This is a genomic window from Pseudoalteromonas sp. MMG005 (assembly GCF_018101015.1).
Lineage (GTDB): Bacteria > Pseudomonadota > Gammaproteobacteria > Enterobacterales > Alteromonadaceae > Pseudoalteromonas > Pseudoalteromonas aurantia.
In genome coordinates, this window is record NZ_JAGJEK010000024.1 from 98484 (window position 1) to 116431 (window position 17948).

Genomic DNA, 17948 nt, shown 5'->3' on the forward strand with positions numbered 1-17948 from the left:
ATTATTGTTTTTCAATAAGTTAAAATTTATAAGTGGTGAAGATGAGAGAATTTTCTCGCACAGATAGAGTTGGCCAGCAAATCCAAAAAGAGATTGCTGTGATATTGCAACGCGAAATTAAAGACCCACGCTTAGGCATGGTGACGGTTTCTGCGGTTGAAGTATCAAGAGACTTATCTTACGCAAAAATCTTTATTACGGTATTGAATACCAGTGATGAAGATAAAACTAAGCAGAGTGTTGCCATCTTAAATGATGCAACGGGCTATATTCGTTCTATTCTAGGTAAGCGTATTCGTGCGCGTATCATGCCAGAACTACGTTTTGTGGTAGACAACTCGTTACTTGAAGGTATGCGTATTTCAAATCTCGTTGATTCAGTTATTCGTGATGATAACGAAAAGCGCGGACCTGAGTCATCGGAGGATGAGCAAGAGTAATGGCAAGACGTTCAAAAGGTCGTCCGGTTGATGGCATCGTGCTTTTGCACAAACCTGAAGGGATCTCTTCGAATAAAGCGTTGCAACAAGCAAAAGGTATTTACTTTGCACAAAAAGCAGGCCACACCGGTGCATTAGATCCACTGGCAACAGGCATGCTACCAATTTGTTTTGGTGAAGCGACCAAGTTTACACAGTTTTTATTAGATACTGATAAAACCTATGTTGTGCGTGCCAAGTTAGGCGAACGCACAACCACCTCTGATTCTGATGGTGAAGTGGTTGAAACACGCCCTGTGGATATTACGCTTGATGGTTTACAAAAAGAAATTACAGGCTTCTTGGGTGAAACTGATCAGTATCCTTCAATGTACTCAGCATTAAAATATCAAGGTCAGCCTTTGTATAAATATGCGAGAGAGGGCATTGAAGTTCCGCGAAAATGTCGAAAAATAAATGTATATAGTCTAACGCTTGATGAATATGACGCTGAGAATGAAGAAATTCAGATGACAGCGCATGTATCTAAAGGCACCTATATTCGTACTATCGTGGATGATTTAGGTGAAAAGCTAGGGTGTGGTGCGCATGTCATTATGTTGCATCGTTCGAAAGTGGGCCATTATCCAAGTGAGCAAATGGTTACCATCGAACAGCTAGAAGCAAAGCTACAACAAGCAAAGGCTGAAGGGGTTGAACCTTCCACATACCTAGATGAATTACTGTTGCCGATGGACACTGCTTTGGTCGATTTACCCGTAGTGGAGATCTCAGCGGAGCAAGGTGTTGCATTCAGCCATGGTCAGGTTGTGGTGTGTGGCACGGTACCTGAGGGTATTATTAAAGTGGTTGCAGATGGGCAGTTTATCGGTATTGGTGAACGTAATCCTGATGGCCATTTAAAAGCCAAACGCGCACTGGCAACTAACCAATAGTTTTTTCTAGTCTCACGCGGCGAATATTGCTATACTGCGCGCCGCTTACTCGCTTTTGCTGAATTAGTGATCGGCTTAAGCACAATTTAAATTAATTTTGGAGTTATTATGTCACTAAGTACTCAAGAAAAAGTAGAAATCGTTGCTAAATTTGCACGTGTTGAAGGTGACACTGGTTCACCTGAAGTACAAGTAGCACTTCTTACTTTCGACATCAACAAGCTACAAGGTCACTTCGCTGATCATAAGCATGATTTCCACTCACGTCGTGGTCTTCTTCGCAAAGTTAGCCAACGTCGTAAATTACTTGATTACCTTAAAGGTAAAAACGTTGAGCGTTACTCAGCGCTAATCAAAGAGCTTGGCCTACGTCGCTAATCTTTTGATTGATTGTTGGCTTTTTTAGCTAACATTAAAAAAGGGGCTTTCAAGCCCCTTTTTTTGTGGGTGTTCTCCACGTATACTAACACCCGCTTAGCATTGGGCTAAGTCAGCGCCAGCGCTTTTGCCAATTGTAGTGCTTAAATAGATTGTTTAGTCTATTTAAGACTGTAATTGGTACTAGTTGGCGTCTATATTTTGTTTTATTTAAGGAAATATTTGTGCAAGCAATTATTAAAGAATTTCAACTAGGCCAACACACGGTCACAATCGAAACTGGCGCGATTGCCCGTCAAGCAGATGGTGCAGTATTAGCAAGCATCGGCGATACTTCAGTACTTGTTACTGTTGTAGGTAAGCGTGACGCACAACCGGGTCAAGACTTCTTCCCACTAACAGTAAACTACCAAGAGCGTATGTATGCTGCGGGTCGTATCCCAGGTGGTTTCTTGAAGCGTGAAGGTCGTCCAAACGATGGCGAGACATTGATTGCGCGTCTTATTGACCGTCCAATTCGTCCTCTTTTCCCGAATGGCTTTGTAAACGAAGTACAAGTTATTGCTACGGTTGTTTCTGTTAACCCTGAAATCCAACCTGATATGGTTGCGATGATCGGTACTTCAGCCGCTCTTGCTATTTCTGGTATTCCATTCAGTGGCCCAATTGGTGCTGCACGCGTTGGTTATATCGATGACCAATATGTACTAAACCCAACTTTAAAAGAGCTTGAAGAAAGTAAGCTTGACCTTGTTGTTGCAGGTACTGAAAACGCGGTACTTATGGTTGAGTCTGAAGCAGACGTATTACCAGAAGACGTAATGCTTGGTGCAGTTGTGTATGGTCATGAGCAATCTCAAGCGATCATCACTGCTATCAATGAATTTAAAGCTGAAGCAGGTAAGCCTACTTGGGATTGGACTGCACCAGAGAAAAACGTTGCAGCGTCAGACAAAGTTGCAGCACTCGCAGCTGATAAAGTAGGTGCAGCTTACTTGATCACAGACAAGGTAGAGCGTAAAACAGCGCTAACTGCAGCAAAAGAAGGTGTGGTTGAAGCACTTACTGCTGAACTAGCTGAAGGCGAAACGTTAGATACGCAAGAAGTTGGTAAATTATTTGGTGCATTAGAGAAGAACATCGTACGTAGCCGTATCATTGCTGGCGAGAAGCGTATTGATGGTCGTGAACCAGATATGGTTCGTGCACTTGACGTAATGACAGGTGTGTTACCACGTACTCACGGTTCTGCTATTTTCACTCGTGGTGAAACTCAGGCGCTAGTTACAGCAACTTTAGGTACGGAACGGGATTCACAGTTAATCGACGATTTAACTGGTACACATAAAAACCACTTCATGCTTAACTATAACTTCCCTCCATTCTGTGTAGGCGAAACCGGTTTTGTTGGTTCACCTAAGCGTCGTGAAATCGGCCACGGTAACCTTGCAAAGCGTGGTATTCAAGCTGTAATGCCAACATTGACAGATTTCCCATACTCTATCCGTGTAGTATCTGAAATCACAGAATCAAACGGTTCTTCTTCAATGGCGTCTGTATGTGGTACGTCACTTGCGCTAATGAATGCTGGTGTACCAATCAAAGCATCTGTTGCGGGTATCGCGATGGGTCTAGTTAAAGAAGAAGAAAACTTTGTTGTTCTTTCTGACATTCTAGGTGACGAAGATCACCTAGGTGACATGGACTTTAAAGTAGCGGGTACTGAAGCGGGTATTACTGCATTGCAGATGGATATCAAGATTGAAGGTATCAACAAAGAGATCATGCAAATTGCACTTAAACAAGCTAAAGCAGCGCGTTTACACATTCTATCTGTGATGGATGAAGCAATTGCAGCACCTTCAGAAGAACTTTCTGAATTTGCACCTCGTATTTATACAATGAATATTCCACCGAAGAAAATTGCTGAAGTAATTGGTAAAGGTGGCGCTACGATTCGTCAGTTAACTGAAGAAACGGGCACAACGATTGAAATTGAAGACGATGGTACGATCAAAATCGCAGCAACAGATGGCCTAAGTGCAAAAGATGCAATCTCTCGCATTGAAGCGCTTACTGCTGAACTAGAAGTGGGCACTATCTACAATGGTAAAGTTGTACGTATCGTTGACTTCGGTGCGTTTGTAAACGTATTACCAGGTAAAGATGGCCTAGTTCATATTTCACAGATCAGCCCTGAGCGTGTTAACAGCGTCGGCGACCACTTAACTGTTGGTCAAGAAGTGAAAGTTAAAGTACTAGAAGTAGATCGTCAAGGTCGCGTACGTCTGAGCATTAAAGAAGCGTTAGAGCAATCAGCTACGCCAGCGCCAGAAGCGCCTGCTGAGTAATTTTGTGTAAATAAGTTATTTACTATGTAAAAGGGGGCTGATTGGCCCCCTTTTTTATGTTCTAATGTTGGTTCACCTATTGTTTTTAGGCTAGCAAAAGGAAGGATATGAATTTAAAATCCATCATAGTTTTACCCCTTATATTAGCAGGGCTAACTGGTTGTAACTCGACGCCAGAACAGATTAAAGCATCTATCGTAACAGTTCCTTTCAGTGCGCCTCTACAGACTAACTTTCGCAATGAAATTAGTGTCGCGCGTTATTCGGAATTATTGCTGGCAACAGATTTACCGACAGAGCAAAGAGCACAGCTTTATTACAATCGAGGTAGACTTTACGATGGTCTAGGTTTAAGTACTTTAGCAAGAATTGATTTCAATCGAGCAATAAAGATGAAACCTGACTTAGCCGAAGCTTATAATTTTTTAGGCATTCATCACACTTTATTGCAAGAGTATGGAAAAGCATATGAAATGTTTGAGGCAGTTTTAGAGCTTGATGAACGTCATGAATATGCCTATTTAAATCGCGGAATTGCATTGTACTACGATAACCGTATAGATTTAGCAAGCGATGATTTAAGTGCCTTTTTAGCGCGCTCTCCACAAGATGCATACCGCGTCATGTGGCTGTATTTGGCACAGTTAAAACACGACCCAATTATTGCTAAAGCGACTTTAAAAGCGAATCAGCAAGCAATTAACGACGCAGAATGGTCATCACAACTTGTTAAATTGTATTTAGGCGAGCTATCAGAAGAGCAGTTTTTGCAACAAATTAGTGTCGGTGTAAAAAATCAGCAAGAGTATTCGGAACGTCTATGTGAAGCGTATTTTTATTTAGCAAAACTGTATCAATTCCAAGGTAATGAGCATATCGCAGCTGACTTTTTTAAATTAGCATTATCAACGAATGTATCTGAGTTTATAGAGTACAAATACGCACGTTTAGAATTAGATATTTGGGCCAGTGAAAACGCAAGCTAGACAGATATTTATTGCGATAAGCTGTTTGCTTTTAATGGCCCAAAGTGGCCATTATCCTCAGTTAGCAACGCCTTATGAACGCTCCAACTTCTTGACCCAATTTCCAAATGCTTTTTATCAATTAGACAATACGTTTGCGCTTAGGGAGTTGCCAAATAAAACGATCAATGCATTGTTGGTATTAGAGGTACCTGATATTGGTTTTGAATGGGCCATTAGACATGCCAAAAGAGATGATTTTAAATCAAGTAAATTGTATTGGCAGCGTTATTTGCAAGAAGTACCTCTATCGCAGTTTTTGCGCTTACTTGAAGTGTTAAAAAAAGCCAATAGAGTCAATGAAATGAGTGATGTGGCCGTATATCGAGCCTTACCTATATACTATCAAGATTGGCTTGCTCTGCATCGTGGCATATCACCACTGGGGTTAAGTTCTGCACGGTTGTCTGCGCACAACATCATAAGGCCATCAAGTCAAATTTCCTTTTCAAAGCGATGTATCAATAAAGTTTTGTTACTGACCGATCATCTTTTAGGGCTAGAAAAATTGAACTGGCTTAGACTGCAATATAATCAAACACCAGAGCCAAGTGCAATGAGCTACTGTTTCAGTGAGCCGATGTACATTGGTAATGTGGCTGAGTGTTCAACCAAAAATGAGCAGTTTGCACACTGTAAATTTGAGTTATTAGTTGATGCGTTTCCAAGTTTACTGCACCAAGCAGATAAATTGGTTGTTTTGACTCGAAATGGATACGCGAATGTGCGTGGTAATATGATGACGCTAAATGGACGCAGTAGTTATGCGGTATTTTTACATGAGTTAATGCACTTTAGTGGCTTTGAAGATGAGTATCCAGTACCGGAAAGCAAGGCTCTTTGGCTATGCGCAGCGCCCGGACAGCATGCTCCAAATTTATATGTTGGTGAAGCGACAAGTGCGCCACGAGGATGGCAAAGAAGTAATACATGCAACAAAGGTGGGTTGCAGGCTTTTAAGCCAAGTGATGAGTGGAGCATTATGGAATATCAAAGTAAGCCGCTTTCTGAGCAATATAGAATATTATGGCAACAGGCGGTTAATGCTGAGTATCAGAAAAAGCGTTCAACGCGGTAGATTTAGTTTGACTGTCTTATTTAAATAATCGTATGCGGATTTTGTGATATATGAAATATATCTGAATTGTTTGTTAATCTTGGCTAAAATAGAACCAGCTAGAACCTGAAACTATAGACAACTCAAACACTAATACAGTATAACTATGGTTAGTTTTGTGTGGTGAAAATGAACATGGGTTTCTTTTACATCTGACATAAAGCAGCACACTAAATATGGTGTACGGTCGTACTTAGACGGCGTAATAATAAAAGGTTTACTCTATGACTTTGCTTTGGATACCCTTGCTATCCTTATTCGGCAGTATTATTTCTTCATTAACGGGTAAATTAACACGTAATCAATCGACTGGGTTGACCTTGTTAATGCCAGTTATTGCACTTGCGATGACAGTAAACTTGGCTCCGGCTGTGTTTGCGGGTGAAGTGATCCGTTATAGTGCACAGTGGGTGCCTTTATTGGGGCTTAACCTGTCATTTAGGCTAGATGGACTCGCTCTGTTATTTGTTTTTATGATCTTAGGTATTGGTATATTAGTCATTTTTTATGCGCGTTATTATCTGAGCTCTAAAGATTCTATGCCTAAGCTCTATGCATACTTAATGCTCTTTATGACTGCTATGTTAGGTATTGTTATGTCTAACAATGTATTACAACTGTGGTTGTTTTGGGAGTTAACCAGTATTAGCTCATTTTTGCTGATCAGTTATTGGTGGCATAAATCAGAAGCACGCAAGGGCGCCCGTATGGCGTTAACTATCACTGGTGGTGGTGGTTTGGCGCTATTGGCAGGTTTACTATTACTTGGTGATATTGTTGGTAGCTATAATTTAGATACCATACTCGCAAGTCGGGCGATTATACAAGAGCACGCTTTATATGAAGTGACGCTTATTCTTGTATTACTTGGTGCTTTCACAAAATCCGCACAGTTTCCATTTCACTTTTGGTTACCGCATGCGATGGCAGCACCAACACCTGTAAGTGCTTACTTACACTCTGCGACTATGGTAAAAGCGGGCATTTTCTTATTAGCTAGATTCTACCCGGCATTGGCTGGAACTGAACTTTGGTTTATATTGGTTGGCTTAACGGGTCTTGCCACGCTTTTGTTTGCGGCTTATGTAGCACTTTTTAAACATGATTTGAAAGGGTTGTTGGCTTACTCCACAATTAGTCATCTAGGATTAATTACTCTGTTGTTTGGTTTAGATACTGAATTGGCGACAGTGGCGGCCATATTTCACATTATTAACCATGCAACGTTTAAAGCGTCGCTATTTATGGCGACTGGAATAATCGACCACGAAACGGGTACGCGAGATATGCGTAAACTCAATGGCATGTGGCGATTTATGCCTTATACGGCCACGTTGGCTATGGTTGCAGCAGCGGCCATGGCGGGCGTACCTTTATTAAATGGTTTCTTGTCAAAAGAGATGTTCTTTGCTGAGACTTTGCATCAACAGCTACTCGGTTCGATGTCGTGGCTTGTACCGGTACTGGCTACTGTGGCGGCAGCATTTTCTGTTGCTTACTCAGCCCGCTTTATTCATGACGTGTTCTTTAATGGAGAGCCCGTGAGCTTACCTAAAGAGCCCAGTGAACCACCACGTTATATGCGCATACCTATCGAGGTGCTAGTTGCGCTTTGTTTAGTCGTCGGCATGTTCCCACATTTTGTGGTTGATGGTATTTTGAAAGCAGCCTCTACAGCGGTGCTTGGTGGTTATGTGCCAGAGTTTAAAATTGCGATTTGGCATGGTTTTAATTTACCTCTTTTAATGAGTGGTATCGCTGTCTGTGGTGGCTTACTGATCTATACACAGCGTAAGTATTTGTTCCAATTTCAAGCGTCACTTCCTCCATTAAATGCTAAGAAGGCATTTGATGGTAGCGTTTATGTGATGATTAAATGGTGTCAGCGTAAAATAAGTGCCATTGAAAATGGCTCTTTGCAGCGTTATTTAATGCTAATGTTAATGGTGGTGCTCATTAGTGCTGGTTGGCCTTTATTTGAAATGAGTCAACTTGTAGGTGGTAAGCAGCCTACCCCAGTGGATGTGCATAATGGCATTGGTGCTGCTCTATTGATGATTGGTGCAATTGGAACGGTAATTTGGCACCGCTCGCGTATGGTGTCATTGTTAATGATATCTGTGGTTGGTTTGATGGTATCAGTGGCGTTTACGCGCTTTTCGGCACCAGACTTAGCGCTCACGCAGCTTACTGTAGAAGTTGTGACGATTATCTTACTAATGCTTGCGCTGTTCTTTTTACCACAACGCTCACCAAAAGAGTCAAGTTCAATACGGGTACTGCGAGATTTGGGGATTGCATCAGCTATCGGGGTTGTTGTTGGTAGTATTTGTTATGCACTCATTACACGACCACTTGAATCTATATCTGACTTTTTCTTAGCTAATGCAAAGACCGGTGGTGGCGGGACCAATGTGGTTAACGTTATATTAGTTGACTTCCGTGGGTTTGATACGCTAGGTGAAATTTGTGTGTTAGGTATTGCAGCACTGGGTATTTACAAGTTATTGGTCAATCTTCCGTTATTTATGCCAGGCAGTGATAGTGAAGGTCGACCTTGGGCAAAAGAGCGTTACCCACTATTGTTAGCCAGTATTTCGCAGTCACTATTGCCGCTTGCATTACTTGTGTCATTTTATATTTTCCTACGGGGTCATAACCTACCAGGAGGTGGGTTCATTGCTGGTCTAGTAACGGCGATTGCGTTTATATTGCAATATATCGCGCATGGCTCTCACTGGATTGCTGAGCGACTCACTATCAATTATCGTAAAATTATTGCTTCAGGTATTGCAATAGCGCTATTCACGGGAGTAGGTAGTTGGGTCTTTGATCGACCATTCATGACAACATGGTTTGAATATTTTGATATTCCATTAATCGGTAAAATTGAGCTTGCGAGTGCATTGGTGTTTGACTTAGGCGTTTATATTACCGTAGTTGGTGCTACGTTAATGATCCTTGCGAGTTTAGGTAAGCTCACTGCAAGTGCACATAAAGATGAGGTGAAAGTCTAATGGAATTATTATATGCATCTTGCGTGGGTTTATTAGTTGCGTGCGGCGTGTTTTTGATTTTGCGCTCACGAACATTCCCCGTTGTACTTGGACTGACCATGCTGTCATACGCCGTAAATTTATTTTTGTTTTCATCAGGAAGGTTAAGTTTAAACCAAGCCGCAGTATTAGGATATAGCAGTGATTATGCCGATCCATTACCACAAGCTCTGGTTTTAACGGCGATTGTGATTGGCTTTGCGATGACCGCGTTTGTCGTTATTTTAGCAATTCGAGGCCGGGCAGATTTAGGAAATGACCACGTGAATGGTCAGGTACCAGAGAAAGATAAAAAGGGCAAAGCATGATCCAGCATTTGACATCTTTACCTGTTTTACTGCCTATGTTGGCAGGGGTTATTTTATTAATGCCACCGTGTGGTAAAAATGTAGCAATTAGACGAGTTGCGTCCGTTGTGATGGGGGTCATTACTTCACTCGTATCGGTTCTTTTGCTGCTCCAAGTTCAACAACAGGGCACCGCGGTTTATGCTATCGGTGATTGGTCGGCTCCTTTTGGTATTGTTTTGGTTGCAGATCCCTTGTCGACATTACTCGTGTGTTTAACCAGTATTCTCTGTACTGTATGTGCTTTATATGCGAGTGCAGGGGATGATGAAAATGGCAGCTTCTTTCATCCACTTTTACATTTTTTAATGCTCGGAGTGAATGGTGCCTTCTTAACGGGAGATGCTTTCAATTTATTTGTATTTTTTGAAGTGTTACTTATTGCATCATACTCACTGCTAATGCATGGAGGAGACAAGAGAAATACCCGAGCAGCCTTACAATACGTAATTATGAACTTAGTTGGTTCAGCGGTATTTCTTATTGCATTAGGCGTACTATATGGCGTGCTGGGGACGCTCAACATGGCAGATATGGCGCAAAAAGTCACATTTTTAGAAGGTGATGATGTTTATCTTGCAAAGATTGGTGGCTTATTGTTACTGGTTGTTTTTGCGTTAAAAGGGGCGCTTTTGCCGCTACACTTGTGGCTACCAAACACTTATGCTACCGCTATGCCTGTTGTTGCCGCTTTATTTGCGATTATGACTAAAGTAGGTGTGTACTCTATGATGCGGGTATACACGCTGATTTTTGGAGATGAGGCGGGTGAGTTAAGCCATATGGCACAAAATTGGTTATGGTGGTTGGCGTTAGCGACTATTGCCATGGGAGCTATAGGTGTACTGGCAAGTCAGGATTTGCGTAAGTTGGTTGCCAATTTAGTCATTGTATCTGTTGGAACACTTGTTGCGTTAGTTGCAGTTCAAACGGTCGAAGCCAGTGCTGCTGCGATATACTATTTAGTTCATTCCACATTGGTCACTGCAGCCTTGTTTATATTAGCAGATCTAATCGGTCGACAACGTGGTAAAGTGGCCGATAGGATCACGGTAGGCAGGCCTGTCACACAACCAATCCTTCTTGGGTTTGGTTTTGTTGTCGCAGCGGTTGCTGCGATTGGTATGCCACCGGTGTCTGGTTTTATTGCAAAGATTTGGTTATTGAAAGCGACATTTGATAGTGAATATGGCATGGTGTTTTGGCCGTTGTACTTATTGGCTAGCTTAGCTTTATTAGTCGGGATCTCAAAAGCCGGTAGTACTGTTTTTTGGCATCATAAAGGCAATACAAATGATAGCCATGAGCAGGTGAGAGTCCACCCTGCACAATTAATTGCGTTGATTATTTTGCTTTCAAGTGCGCCACTCATGGCTTTGTTTGCAGGCCCTGCAAGTGAGTATGCATTAAATGCAGCTACAGCATTACATGATTTTCGAGGCACAATATCAACTATATTAGAAGGAGGTCAGTAAATGCGTTTAGAAGCTCGTTTTAGTTGGCTACCGACCCCGTTTCGTAGTTTATTGTTATTTGTTGTATGGCTGCTTCTTAACAATACATTGTCACTTGGGCATATTGTATTAGGTACCATACTCGCCATTTTGATTCCATTGGCAACATACCCATTTAGAACACCTCAACCGCTAATTGTGAAGCCAGGCTTAGCTGTGCGTCATTTGTTATTGGTGCTTTATGATATCATTACCGCGAATGTACAAGTTGCTATCTTAATTCTTGGGCCGACAAAAAAACTCAATCCAGGTTTTGTTAAGGTGCCGTTAGATTTAACGCATAGTATGCCGATTACCATTTTGGCGAGTACAGTATCTCTCACGCCAGGGACCGTCAGTGCCGAAGTGTACCCTTGGTTAGAGTCTTTACCTGAAGGCGAAGACCCAAGCGAACGGTACTTATTGATCCATGTATTGAATTTACAAGATGAACAGGCTTTGATACAGACAGTTAAGCAGCGATATGAAGCGCCGTTGAAGGAGATATTCGAATGCTAGAAACGGTAATTTTGATAGTTTTTGCCATGATAGGTATCTCACTGTTACTAAACCTATGGCGTTTGGTTGTAGGACCCTCAGTACCAGATAGAGTTTTGGCATTGGATACGATGTATATTAATAGTATTGCATTAATTATTTTATATGGAATGAGTATGGGCACAGCTTTGTATTTCGAGGCGGCATTACTTATTGCGATGCTGGGTTTTGTTAGCACCGTGGCTGTATGTAAGTATTTACTACGTGGCGATATAATAGAGTAGGGGGCAGTTATGGCTGAGTATATTATTTCAATATTGCTTTTGATTGGTGGGTGTTTTGTTTTGGTCGGTTCAATTGGGCTAGTTAAAATGCCTGATTTTTTTATGCGTTTGCATGGGCCAACAAAAGCCACTACTTTGGGAATGGCCAGTCTGCTAACCGCGGCAATGGTTTTTTTTAGTACCACAGGGGAAAGTTTGAGTTTAAAAGAAATACTGATTTCTATATTTCTTTTACTTACAGCTCCAATCAGCGGGTATATGTTAATTAAATCTGCAATTCATCATAAACTTGAAAGTATTAAACGCACATCAGGAAAAGACAATATCGAAGATGACGTTTAGGTCACTTGTTATCGAAAAATAAAATAAAGCGAGGCTGATTTGATTGGTCTCGTTTTTTTATTTAATGGGTATGAATTTTTACATTTTGTATACTAAGTTGAGAAAATACGCGCAATTTTTTATTTAACCTCTTGTCATTGCTGAAATAATTAATTAACTTCAATGGGGGTGTTAAACAAGTCATGTTAAGGTTAGCTATGAAACAAGTGTCTATCCGTGGGAAATTACTGGTTTTTGTTGGGATTTTAGTTTCGGTGTTGGTTACTACGTTAACTGTGTTTACGTGGCTTCATCTAAAAGAAGAAAATACCGTGCAAAACGATAGGGTACAACAGGTTTTATTCACTGAGATTCAACATAACTTAATCGCTCAAAGTGCATATTATGCACAGCGAGTTGCAGGTTTTATTAATGAGGCATATCGGATCCCTTATACGTTTGCAGGTGTTTTAAATAGCACCAGTGTTAGCGCTCCATTAGATAGAGAAGCTGTACAGCTAGCACTTAAAGGGGCACTGGCTCAGAATAAATCTGTTTCATCTATGTATGCTCAGTTTGAAAGCAATGGCTATGATGATTTAGATAATCAATATACCTCAGGTGCGTCACATTCCGTAAAGGGAGCTGGCACGCTGGAATTGTATTTTACGCAAGACGCATCCGGAGTTACTCAGCAAACAGTGGCATCTGCAGGCGATAAATATCTTGATAGGCGTAATGAATTTGGTTTACGTGAAGCTGAGTGGTATTTATGTGCGAGGGATAAAAATGCACCGTGCATCATGGAGCCTTACTTATATGAGGTTACACCTGGAAATAACACTTTGATGACGTCCTTAACAGTCCCTGTGAATAGTGGAGGACGATTTAAAGGATTAGTAGGTGTCGATGTGAATCTACCTATTTTTCAGCAATTAGTTGATGAACTGTCGAGTACATTATACGACGGAAAAGCCAAAGTTACGCTGTTAAGTGAGTTAGGTCTTGTGGTCGGGGCAAGTCATTATGATAAATTGGCAAGACCTTTAAGTGAATCAATTAGAGAAACGCGGGCCAATAAATTAAAGCTTTTACATCGTGGTAAAGGCTTTGTTCAATTTGAAGACGACATTGCTGTCGCCGTGCCTATTGATATTCCGTTGGCAGATACAACCTGGTCATTAGTTATTGAATTGCCTAAATCAGCTGTTTTAAACAATGCAAATAAGTTGGCTGAGGAATTAGCTGAATCGACAGATGCACTTGGTCAGTGGATGATGCTCGTTGGGTTGATGATTGCAACTATAGGTATTGCAGTAACGGTGATATTGGTTAATACCATTATTAAGCCATTGACACATATTCAAAATAGAGTGGAAAATTTAGCGTCAAGTGAAGGTGATCTAACCCATGCACTGGAGGTCAGTGAACATGCAGAGCTTATTGCAGTAGCGAAAGGATTTAATGCGTTCACAAATAAACTCAGAAATATGATCGATGATTTAAAGTTGCTAGCAGAGCAATCTTACCAGCAATCGTTTAATACGACGGAAGTTGCTATCAATATAAAGAACAAAGTAGCGAATCAGCATATTGAAATAGACAGTGTGGTGACTGCTATTAATGAGTTAAGTGCTACGGCCTCTGAGGTTGCACGTTCGTCAGAGCAAGCTGCGAGCAGCACTAATGATGCAACAAATCAGGTGCGAGAGAGTGAAGCTGGTATTATAAAAACAACCGAAACGGTACAAGGAATGGCATCACAAGTAATAGAAGCAAAACAAGCAATTATTAAAGTCGCTGAGCGCAGTCGTGATATATCAAAAATACTTGATGTGATTAGAGCTATAGCAGAGCAAACTAATTTGCTCGCCTTAAATGCGGCAATAGAGGCTGCAAGGGCTGGTGAGCAAGGTCGTGGTTTTGCAGTTGTTGCGGATGAAGTGCGAGCGTTAGCATCGAAAACACAAGCTTCCACTGATGATATAAGCAAGCTGATTGATAATTTGACGTCTGAAGTCGCAAGTTCAGAAAGAATAATTGAAAGCTCAGTTGCTAAAGGTGAGCAAGCTGTTGATTACAGTCAACAGTCATCGAAAGCGATGAGTTCTATGGTGTCGGCGTTGACGAGCATTTCTAATGAGGTGACCCAAATAGCCACAGCTGCAGAAGAGCAAAGTATGGTCACTGAGGAAATAAACACGAATACGACAAGTATTGCGGATGCTGCTGCAGAGCTTTCATTGTTAGCTGATCAAGTTGAGCAAGCGGCGAGCATGATGACTGAAATTGTTGAGCAAAAGCACGCTCAGCTTAATTTGTTAAAAACGAAGCAGTAGCGATTATTTTTTGGAGTAAATGATATACGGGTTGACATTTATGACAATGCTAGATGGTGCATCATTCTGCCTTTTGCACTTCAATTATGTACGACCTGAAATTTCAGCCCTGTTATAGGCATGCATAATCGACAGTGTTTGACACTAGAGTTTCTAAACTGGCATCTACATAAAACTTGGAATAGAATAACTGTTAATTTATACAGTTATTCATCCTAAGTAGATATATGAAACTTTATATAGCGGAAAAACCATCATTAGGTCGAGCGATTGCAGATGCATTACCAAAGCCGCATAAGAAGCAGGACGGTTTTATAGAAGCGAGTGATGGCAGTATTGTTTCGTGGTGTATTGGTCATTTGCTTGAGCAAGCAGAGCCTGATGATTATGATCCTAAATATAAAAAGTGGCTGCAACAAGACCTACCTATAGTCCCAACGGACTGGCAGTTTAAAGCCAAGCCAAAAACGAAAAAGCAACTCGGTGTACTTAAAAAGCTGATAAAAAAGGCTGGGACGATTGTGCATGCGGGCGATCCTGACAGGGAAGGTCAACTGCTAGTTGATGAGGTATTGCAGTTTGTTGGGCTATCAGAACGGCAAAAACAAAATACTCAGAGGTTACTTATTAGTGACCTAAATATACAGGCTGTTAAAAAGGCGCTTAGTCAACAGCAACCTAATCAGAATTTTGTTCCTTTGAGTGTTTCAGCATTAGCGCGTGCAAGAGCGGACTGGTTATATGGCATGAATCTCACTCGTGCGTATACACTTGCTGGCCAAAAATCAGGTTTTCAAGGGGTGCTTTCTGTAGGGCGAGTACAAACTCCGGTACTTGGCTTAGTGGTTAGGCGAGATGCTGAAATTGCGGACTTTGTATCTAAACCATTTTACGAAGTATTTGCCAGCTTAGAAACCGATGACAAAAGTAACTTTTCAGCTAAATGGCAACCGAGTGAAGCTTGTGAGCCATATATGGACGAAGAGAAAAGGGTGTTGTTGAAAGCGCTCGCTGAAAACGTAGCGACACGCATAAAAGGGCAAGTTGGTGAAGTCATCGAAATTGAAAAAAAGCCAAAAAAACAAACTGCACCTTTACCATATAACCTATCAGCATTACAAATTGATGCCAGCAAAGCGTTTGGTATGTCAGCCAAACAAGTTCTTGATGTATGCCAAGGGTTATACGAGAAGCATAAACTCATTACTTACCCACGTTCAGATAACCGATACTTACCTATGGGGCATTATAAAGAAAGAGAGTCGGTGGTGGCAGCAATGGTAAATAACAACGGGTGTGAGCAATCTAAAGTGGATGCCGCTAACCTGTCGTTAAAGTCAAAATGCTGGAATGACAAAAAAGTCGCTGCACACCACGCCATTATTCCGACCAGTAAAAAATTGAAGTCCGCACAGCTAGGCTATCAAGAGCAACAAGTATACGGCCTGATCAGCAGGCAATATTTAGCACAGTTTTACCCTGCGTTTAGCTATGATGAAACCAAAGCTGAAATTATGATTGCTGGTGGGTTGTTCATCGCGAAGGCAAAACAAGTCAATGAGATTGGTTTTAAAGTATTGTTTGGTAAAGCCAGTGATGATGAGGATAACTTATCTACCTATTTACCGCCTTTGGTGAAAGGGCAGCGTTTACATTGTCACGATGCCAAAATTCAAGAAAAGCATACTCAACCTCCACAATATTATACCGATGCAACACTCTTGGCAGCGATGACAGGGATCAGTCGGTACGTTCAAAACAAAGACATAAAAAAGATATTGAAAGAGACTGATGGGCTTGGGACTGAAGCCACTCGAGCAGGTATTATAGAGTTGTTATTTACACGTGGATTTTTAACGCGTAATGCAAAGCAGATCAGATCAACTGAGTTAGGGCAAGCGATGATCACTATGTTACCAGAATCACTCACTCTACCCGACAGAACCGCGTTATGGGAACTAAATTTAGCACAAATAGCGAATAAGGAATGTACTTATCAGATGTTTATGGCCCCTTTGTTGTCTCAACTGGATGAGTTCGTCGACAGTGCGATGGTTGCTTATAACCCAGATTTGAAAAGGTTGTCTAAACCGAGGATATTCAAGCGTAGAGGGAAAAAGCGGACAAAGGCGAAAAGTTAAGCTTGTAAATAAGATTTTTGACACTATATAAGAAGAAAATACATCACAGAAAGTAAATATGAGTAACCAAATTCAATTAACGCCTGAAAATATTCAACAAACATTGGGTGAGCAAAACCAAGAAAAATTAATATTGCTTACTTTCTTCAGCGGGCAAAACCCTGATTGTGTTGCCCAAGCGTCAATTTTGACTAACCTAGCTGTGACTTATACCGACCACATTATTGTTGCGACGGTAGACTGCGATTTACAACAAGCATTAGCAAGCCAGTTAGCACAGCAAATAAACTTGCAAGCTTTACCTACGTTAGTGATGCTAAAAAATGGTGCGCCTGTTGAAATGCTGCCAGGTGCGCAAACTGAAGAAGATATTAAAAAGGCGCTTGCCAATCATTTACCGAAACCTGAGATGTTGCTGTTAGATCAAGCAAAGCAAGCTCTGCAAAGTGATGACCAAAACAGTGCGTTTAATTTTGCTAAACAAGCGTATGAAATAGACCCAACTAATTCGCGCGTTAAATTGGTTTTGGCTGACATTTGTATACAGATCCAAAAGTTAGATGACGCTCAAGCGCTGCTTGACAGTATTTTAGATGAAGAGCGTGATGCATATTACCAAAACCTATTGGCTAAACTTGTACAGGCACTACAAGCTCAAGAGTCACCAGAAATTCAAACCTTGAGCAAAGCATTAGAAGCCGAGCCTGATAATAATGATATTAAAGTAGAATTAGCCTCATTATTTAATGATACGGGCAAAAAAGAGCAGGCGCTTGAGTTACTGTTTACTGTACTAAGAAAAGATTTAAATTTTGGTGATGCAAAAAAACAGTATTTAGATATCGTAGCATCTTTACCTGATGGCGACGCAATTGCTGCAACATTTCGCCGAAAGCTATACAGTTTGCTGTATTAACTGTAATTGGCGTTATTTTATTTATAAAAACCATTGACGAAAGTTGATGGTTTTTTTGTTTTAAAATTTGCGTATTTAAAAATATCGCTAATACTTAAGCTCCCTCGTAGAAAAAACAGCCTGAAATATGACTTTATTGTTACTTTTTTATTGTTTTTGATAGGTTTGGTTCGAATGTTGAGCGAATGCCGTGTTTTTGCAATATATTTCAAATAAACGCTTGCGCTTTTTCTTCATCTCCCTATAATGCGACCCCACTGACACGGAGCGCTACGCTAACTTAGCAAAGCAAAACGCAGTCAGCGTT

General features: G+C 41.1%; 15 protein-coding genes. All 15 read left to right on the forward strand.

The genetic code is table 11. The features are described from left to right. The first annotated feature begins 41 nt into the window (after nucleotides 1-41). The 15 genes from rbfA to J8M01_RS18680 all read left to right on the forward strand — a co-directional run bounded on the left by rbfA (nucleotide 42) and on the right by J8M01_RS18680 (nucleotide 17641). A complete protein-coding gene (gene rbfA, locus J8M01_RS18610) occupies nucleotides 42-440 on the forward strand; it encodes a 30S ribosome-binding factor RbfA (protein ID WP_010365895.1) in 399 nt (132 codons plus the stop codon). Beyond that, nucleotides 440-1375, forward strand: coding sequence for a tRNA pseudouridine(55) synthase TruB (truB, locus tag J8M01_RS18615; protein WP_210998200.1), 936 nt, complete (start codon nucleotides 440-442; stop codon nucleotides 1373-1375). The genes rbfA and truB overlap by 1 nt, the downstream gene beginning before the upstream one ends. Nucleotides 1376-1483: 108 nt before the next feature. Then, the gene (rpsO, locus tag J8M01_RS18620; protein WP_010365898.1) at nucleotides 1484-1753 is read left to right on the forward strand and encodes a 30S ribosomal protein S15; all 270 of its coding nucleotides are present in this window, start codon (nucleotides 1484-1486) and stop codon (nucleotides 1751-1753) included. Between the two features lie 224 nt (nucleotides 1754-1977). Further along, entirely contained in the window at nucleotides 1978-4104 is a 2127-nt protein-coding gene (pnp, locus tag J8M01_RS18625; protein ID WP_010365900.1) for a polyribonucleotide nucleotidyltransferase, read from the forward strand. 107 nt (nucleotides 4105-4211) lie between these two features. After that, nucleotides 4212-5090 (forward strand): lipoprotein NlpI, encoded by an 879-nt coding sequence (gene nlpI, locus J8M01_RS18630; protein ID WP_192506533.1) that lies wholly within the window; start codon nucleotides 4212-4214, stop codon nucleotides 5088-5090. Next, complete coding sequence (locus J8M01_RS18635) at nucleotides 5074-6207, forward strand: hypothetical protein (RefSeq protein WP_211058937.1); 1134 nt, start codon at nucleotides 5074-5076, stop codon at nucleotides 6205-6207. Before nlpI ends, J8M01_RS18635 begins: the two co-directional genes overlap by 17 nt. A 263-nt stretch (nucleotides 6208-6470) precedes the next feature. Continuing rightward, nucleotides 6471-9263: a monovalent cation/H+ antiporter subunit A gene (locus J8M01_RS18640; protein ID WP_211058938.1), complete on the forward strand. Its 2793-nt coding sequence runs from the start codon at nucleotides 6471-6473 to the stop codon at nucleotides 9261-9263. After that, entirely contained in the window at nucleotides 9263-9610 is a 348-nt protein-coding gene (locus J8M01_RS18645; RefSeq protein ID WP_192506536.1) for a Na+/H+ antiporter subunit C, read from the forward strand. Before J8M01_RS18640 ends, J8M01_RS18645 begins: the two co-directional genes overlap by 1 nt. Beyond that, nucleotides 9607-11124, forward strand: a complete 1518-nt coding sequence (locus J8M01_RS18650; RefSeq protein ID WP_211058939.1) for a monovalent cation/H+ antiporter subunit D — start codon at nucleotides 9607-9609, stop codon at nucleotides 11122-11124. The genes J8M01_RS18645 and J8M01_RS18650 overlap by 4 nt, the downstream gene beginning before the upstream one ends. Next, nucleotides 11125-11661 (forward strand): Na+/H+ antiporter subunit E, encoded by a 537-nt coding sequence (locus J8M01_RS18655; protein WP_192506538.1) that lies wholly within the window; start codon nucleotides 11125-11127, stop codon nucleotides 11659-11661. It abuts the gene before it with no gap. Beyond that, nucleotides 11655-11924 (forward strand): K+/H+ antiporter subunit F, encoded by a 270-nt coding sequence (locus J8M01_RS18660; RefSeq protein ID WP_211058940.1) that lies wholly within the window; start codon nucleotides 11655-11657, stop codon nucleotides 11922-11924. Before J8M01_RS18655 ends, J8M01_RS18660 begins: the two co-directional genes overlap by 7 nt. Before the next feature lie 9 nt (nucleotides 11925-11933). Then, on the forward strand, nucleotides 11934-12266 hold the full coding sequence (locus tag J8M01_RS18665) for a Na+/H+ antiporter subunit G (protein ID WP_192506539.1): 333 nt from the start codon (nucleotides 11934-11936) through the stop codon (nucleotides 12264-12266). 197 nt (nucleotides 12267-12463) lie between these two features. After that, a complete protein-coding gene (locus J8M01_RS18670) occupies nucleotides 12464-14584 on the forward strand; it encodes a methyl-accepting chemotaxis protein (RefSeq protein WP_211058941.1) in 2121 nt (706 codons plus the stop codon). Nucleotides 14585-14811: 227 nt separating this feature from the next. Continuing rightward, nucleotides 14812-16725, forward strand: coding sequence for a DNA topoisomerase III (locus J8M01_RS18675; protein ID WP_211058942.1), 1914 nt, complete (start codon nucleotides 14812-14814; stop codon nucleotides 16723-16725). A gap of 58 nt (nucleotides 16726-16783) precedes the next feature. Then, complete coding sequence (locus tag J8M01_RS18680) at nucleotides 16784-17641, forward strand: tetratricopeptide repeat protein (RefSeq protein WP_211058943.1); 858 nt, start codon at nucleotides 16784-16786, stop codon at nucleotides 17639-17641. The last annotated feature ends 307 nt before the right edge of the window (nucleotides 17642-17948 follow it).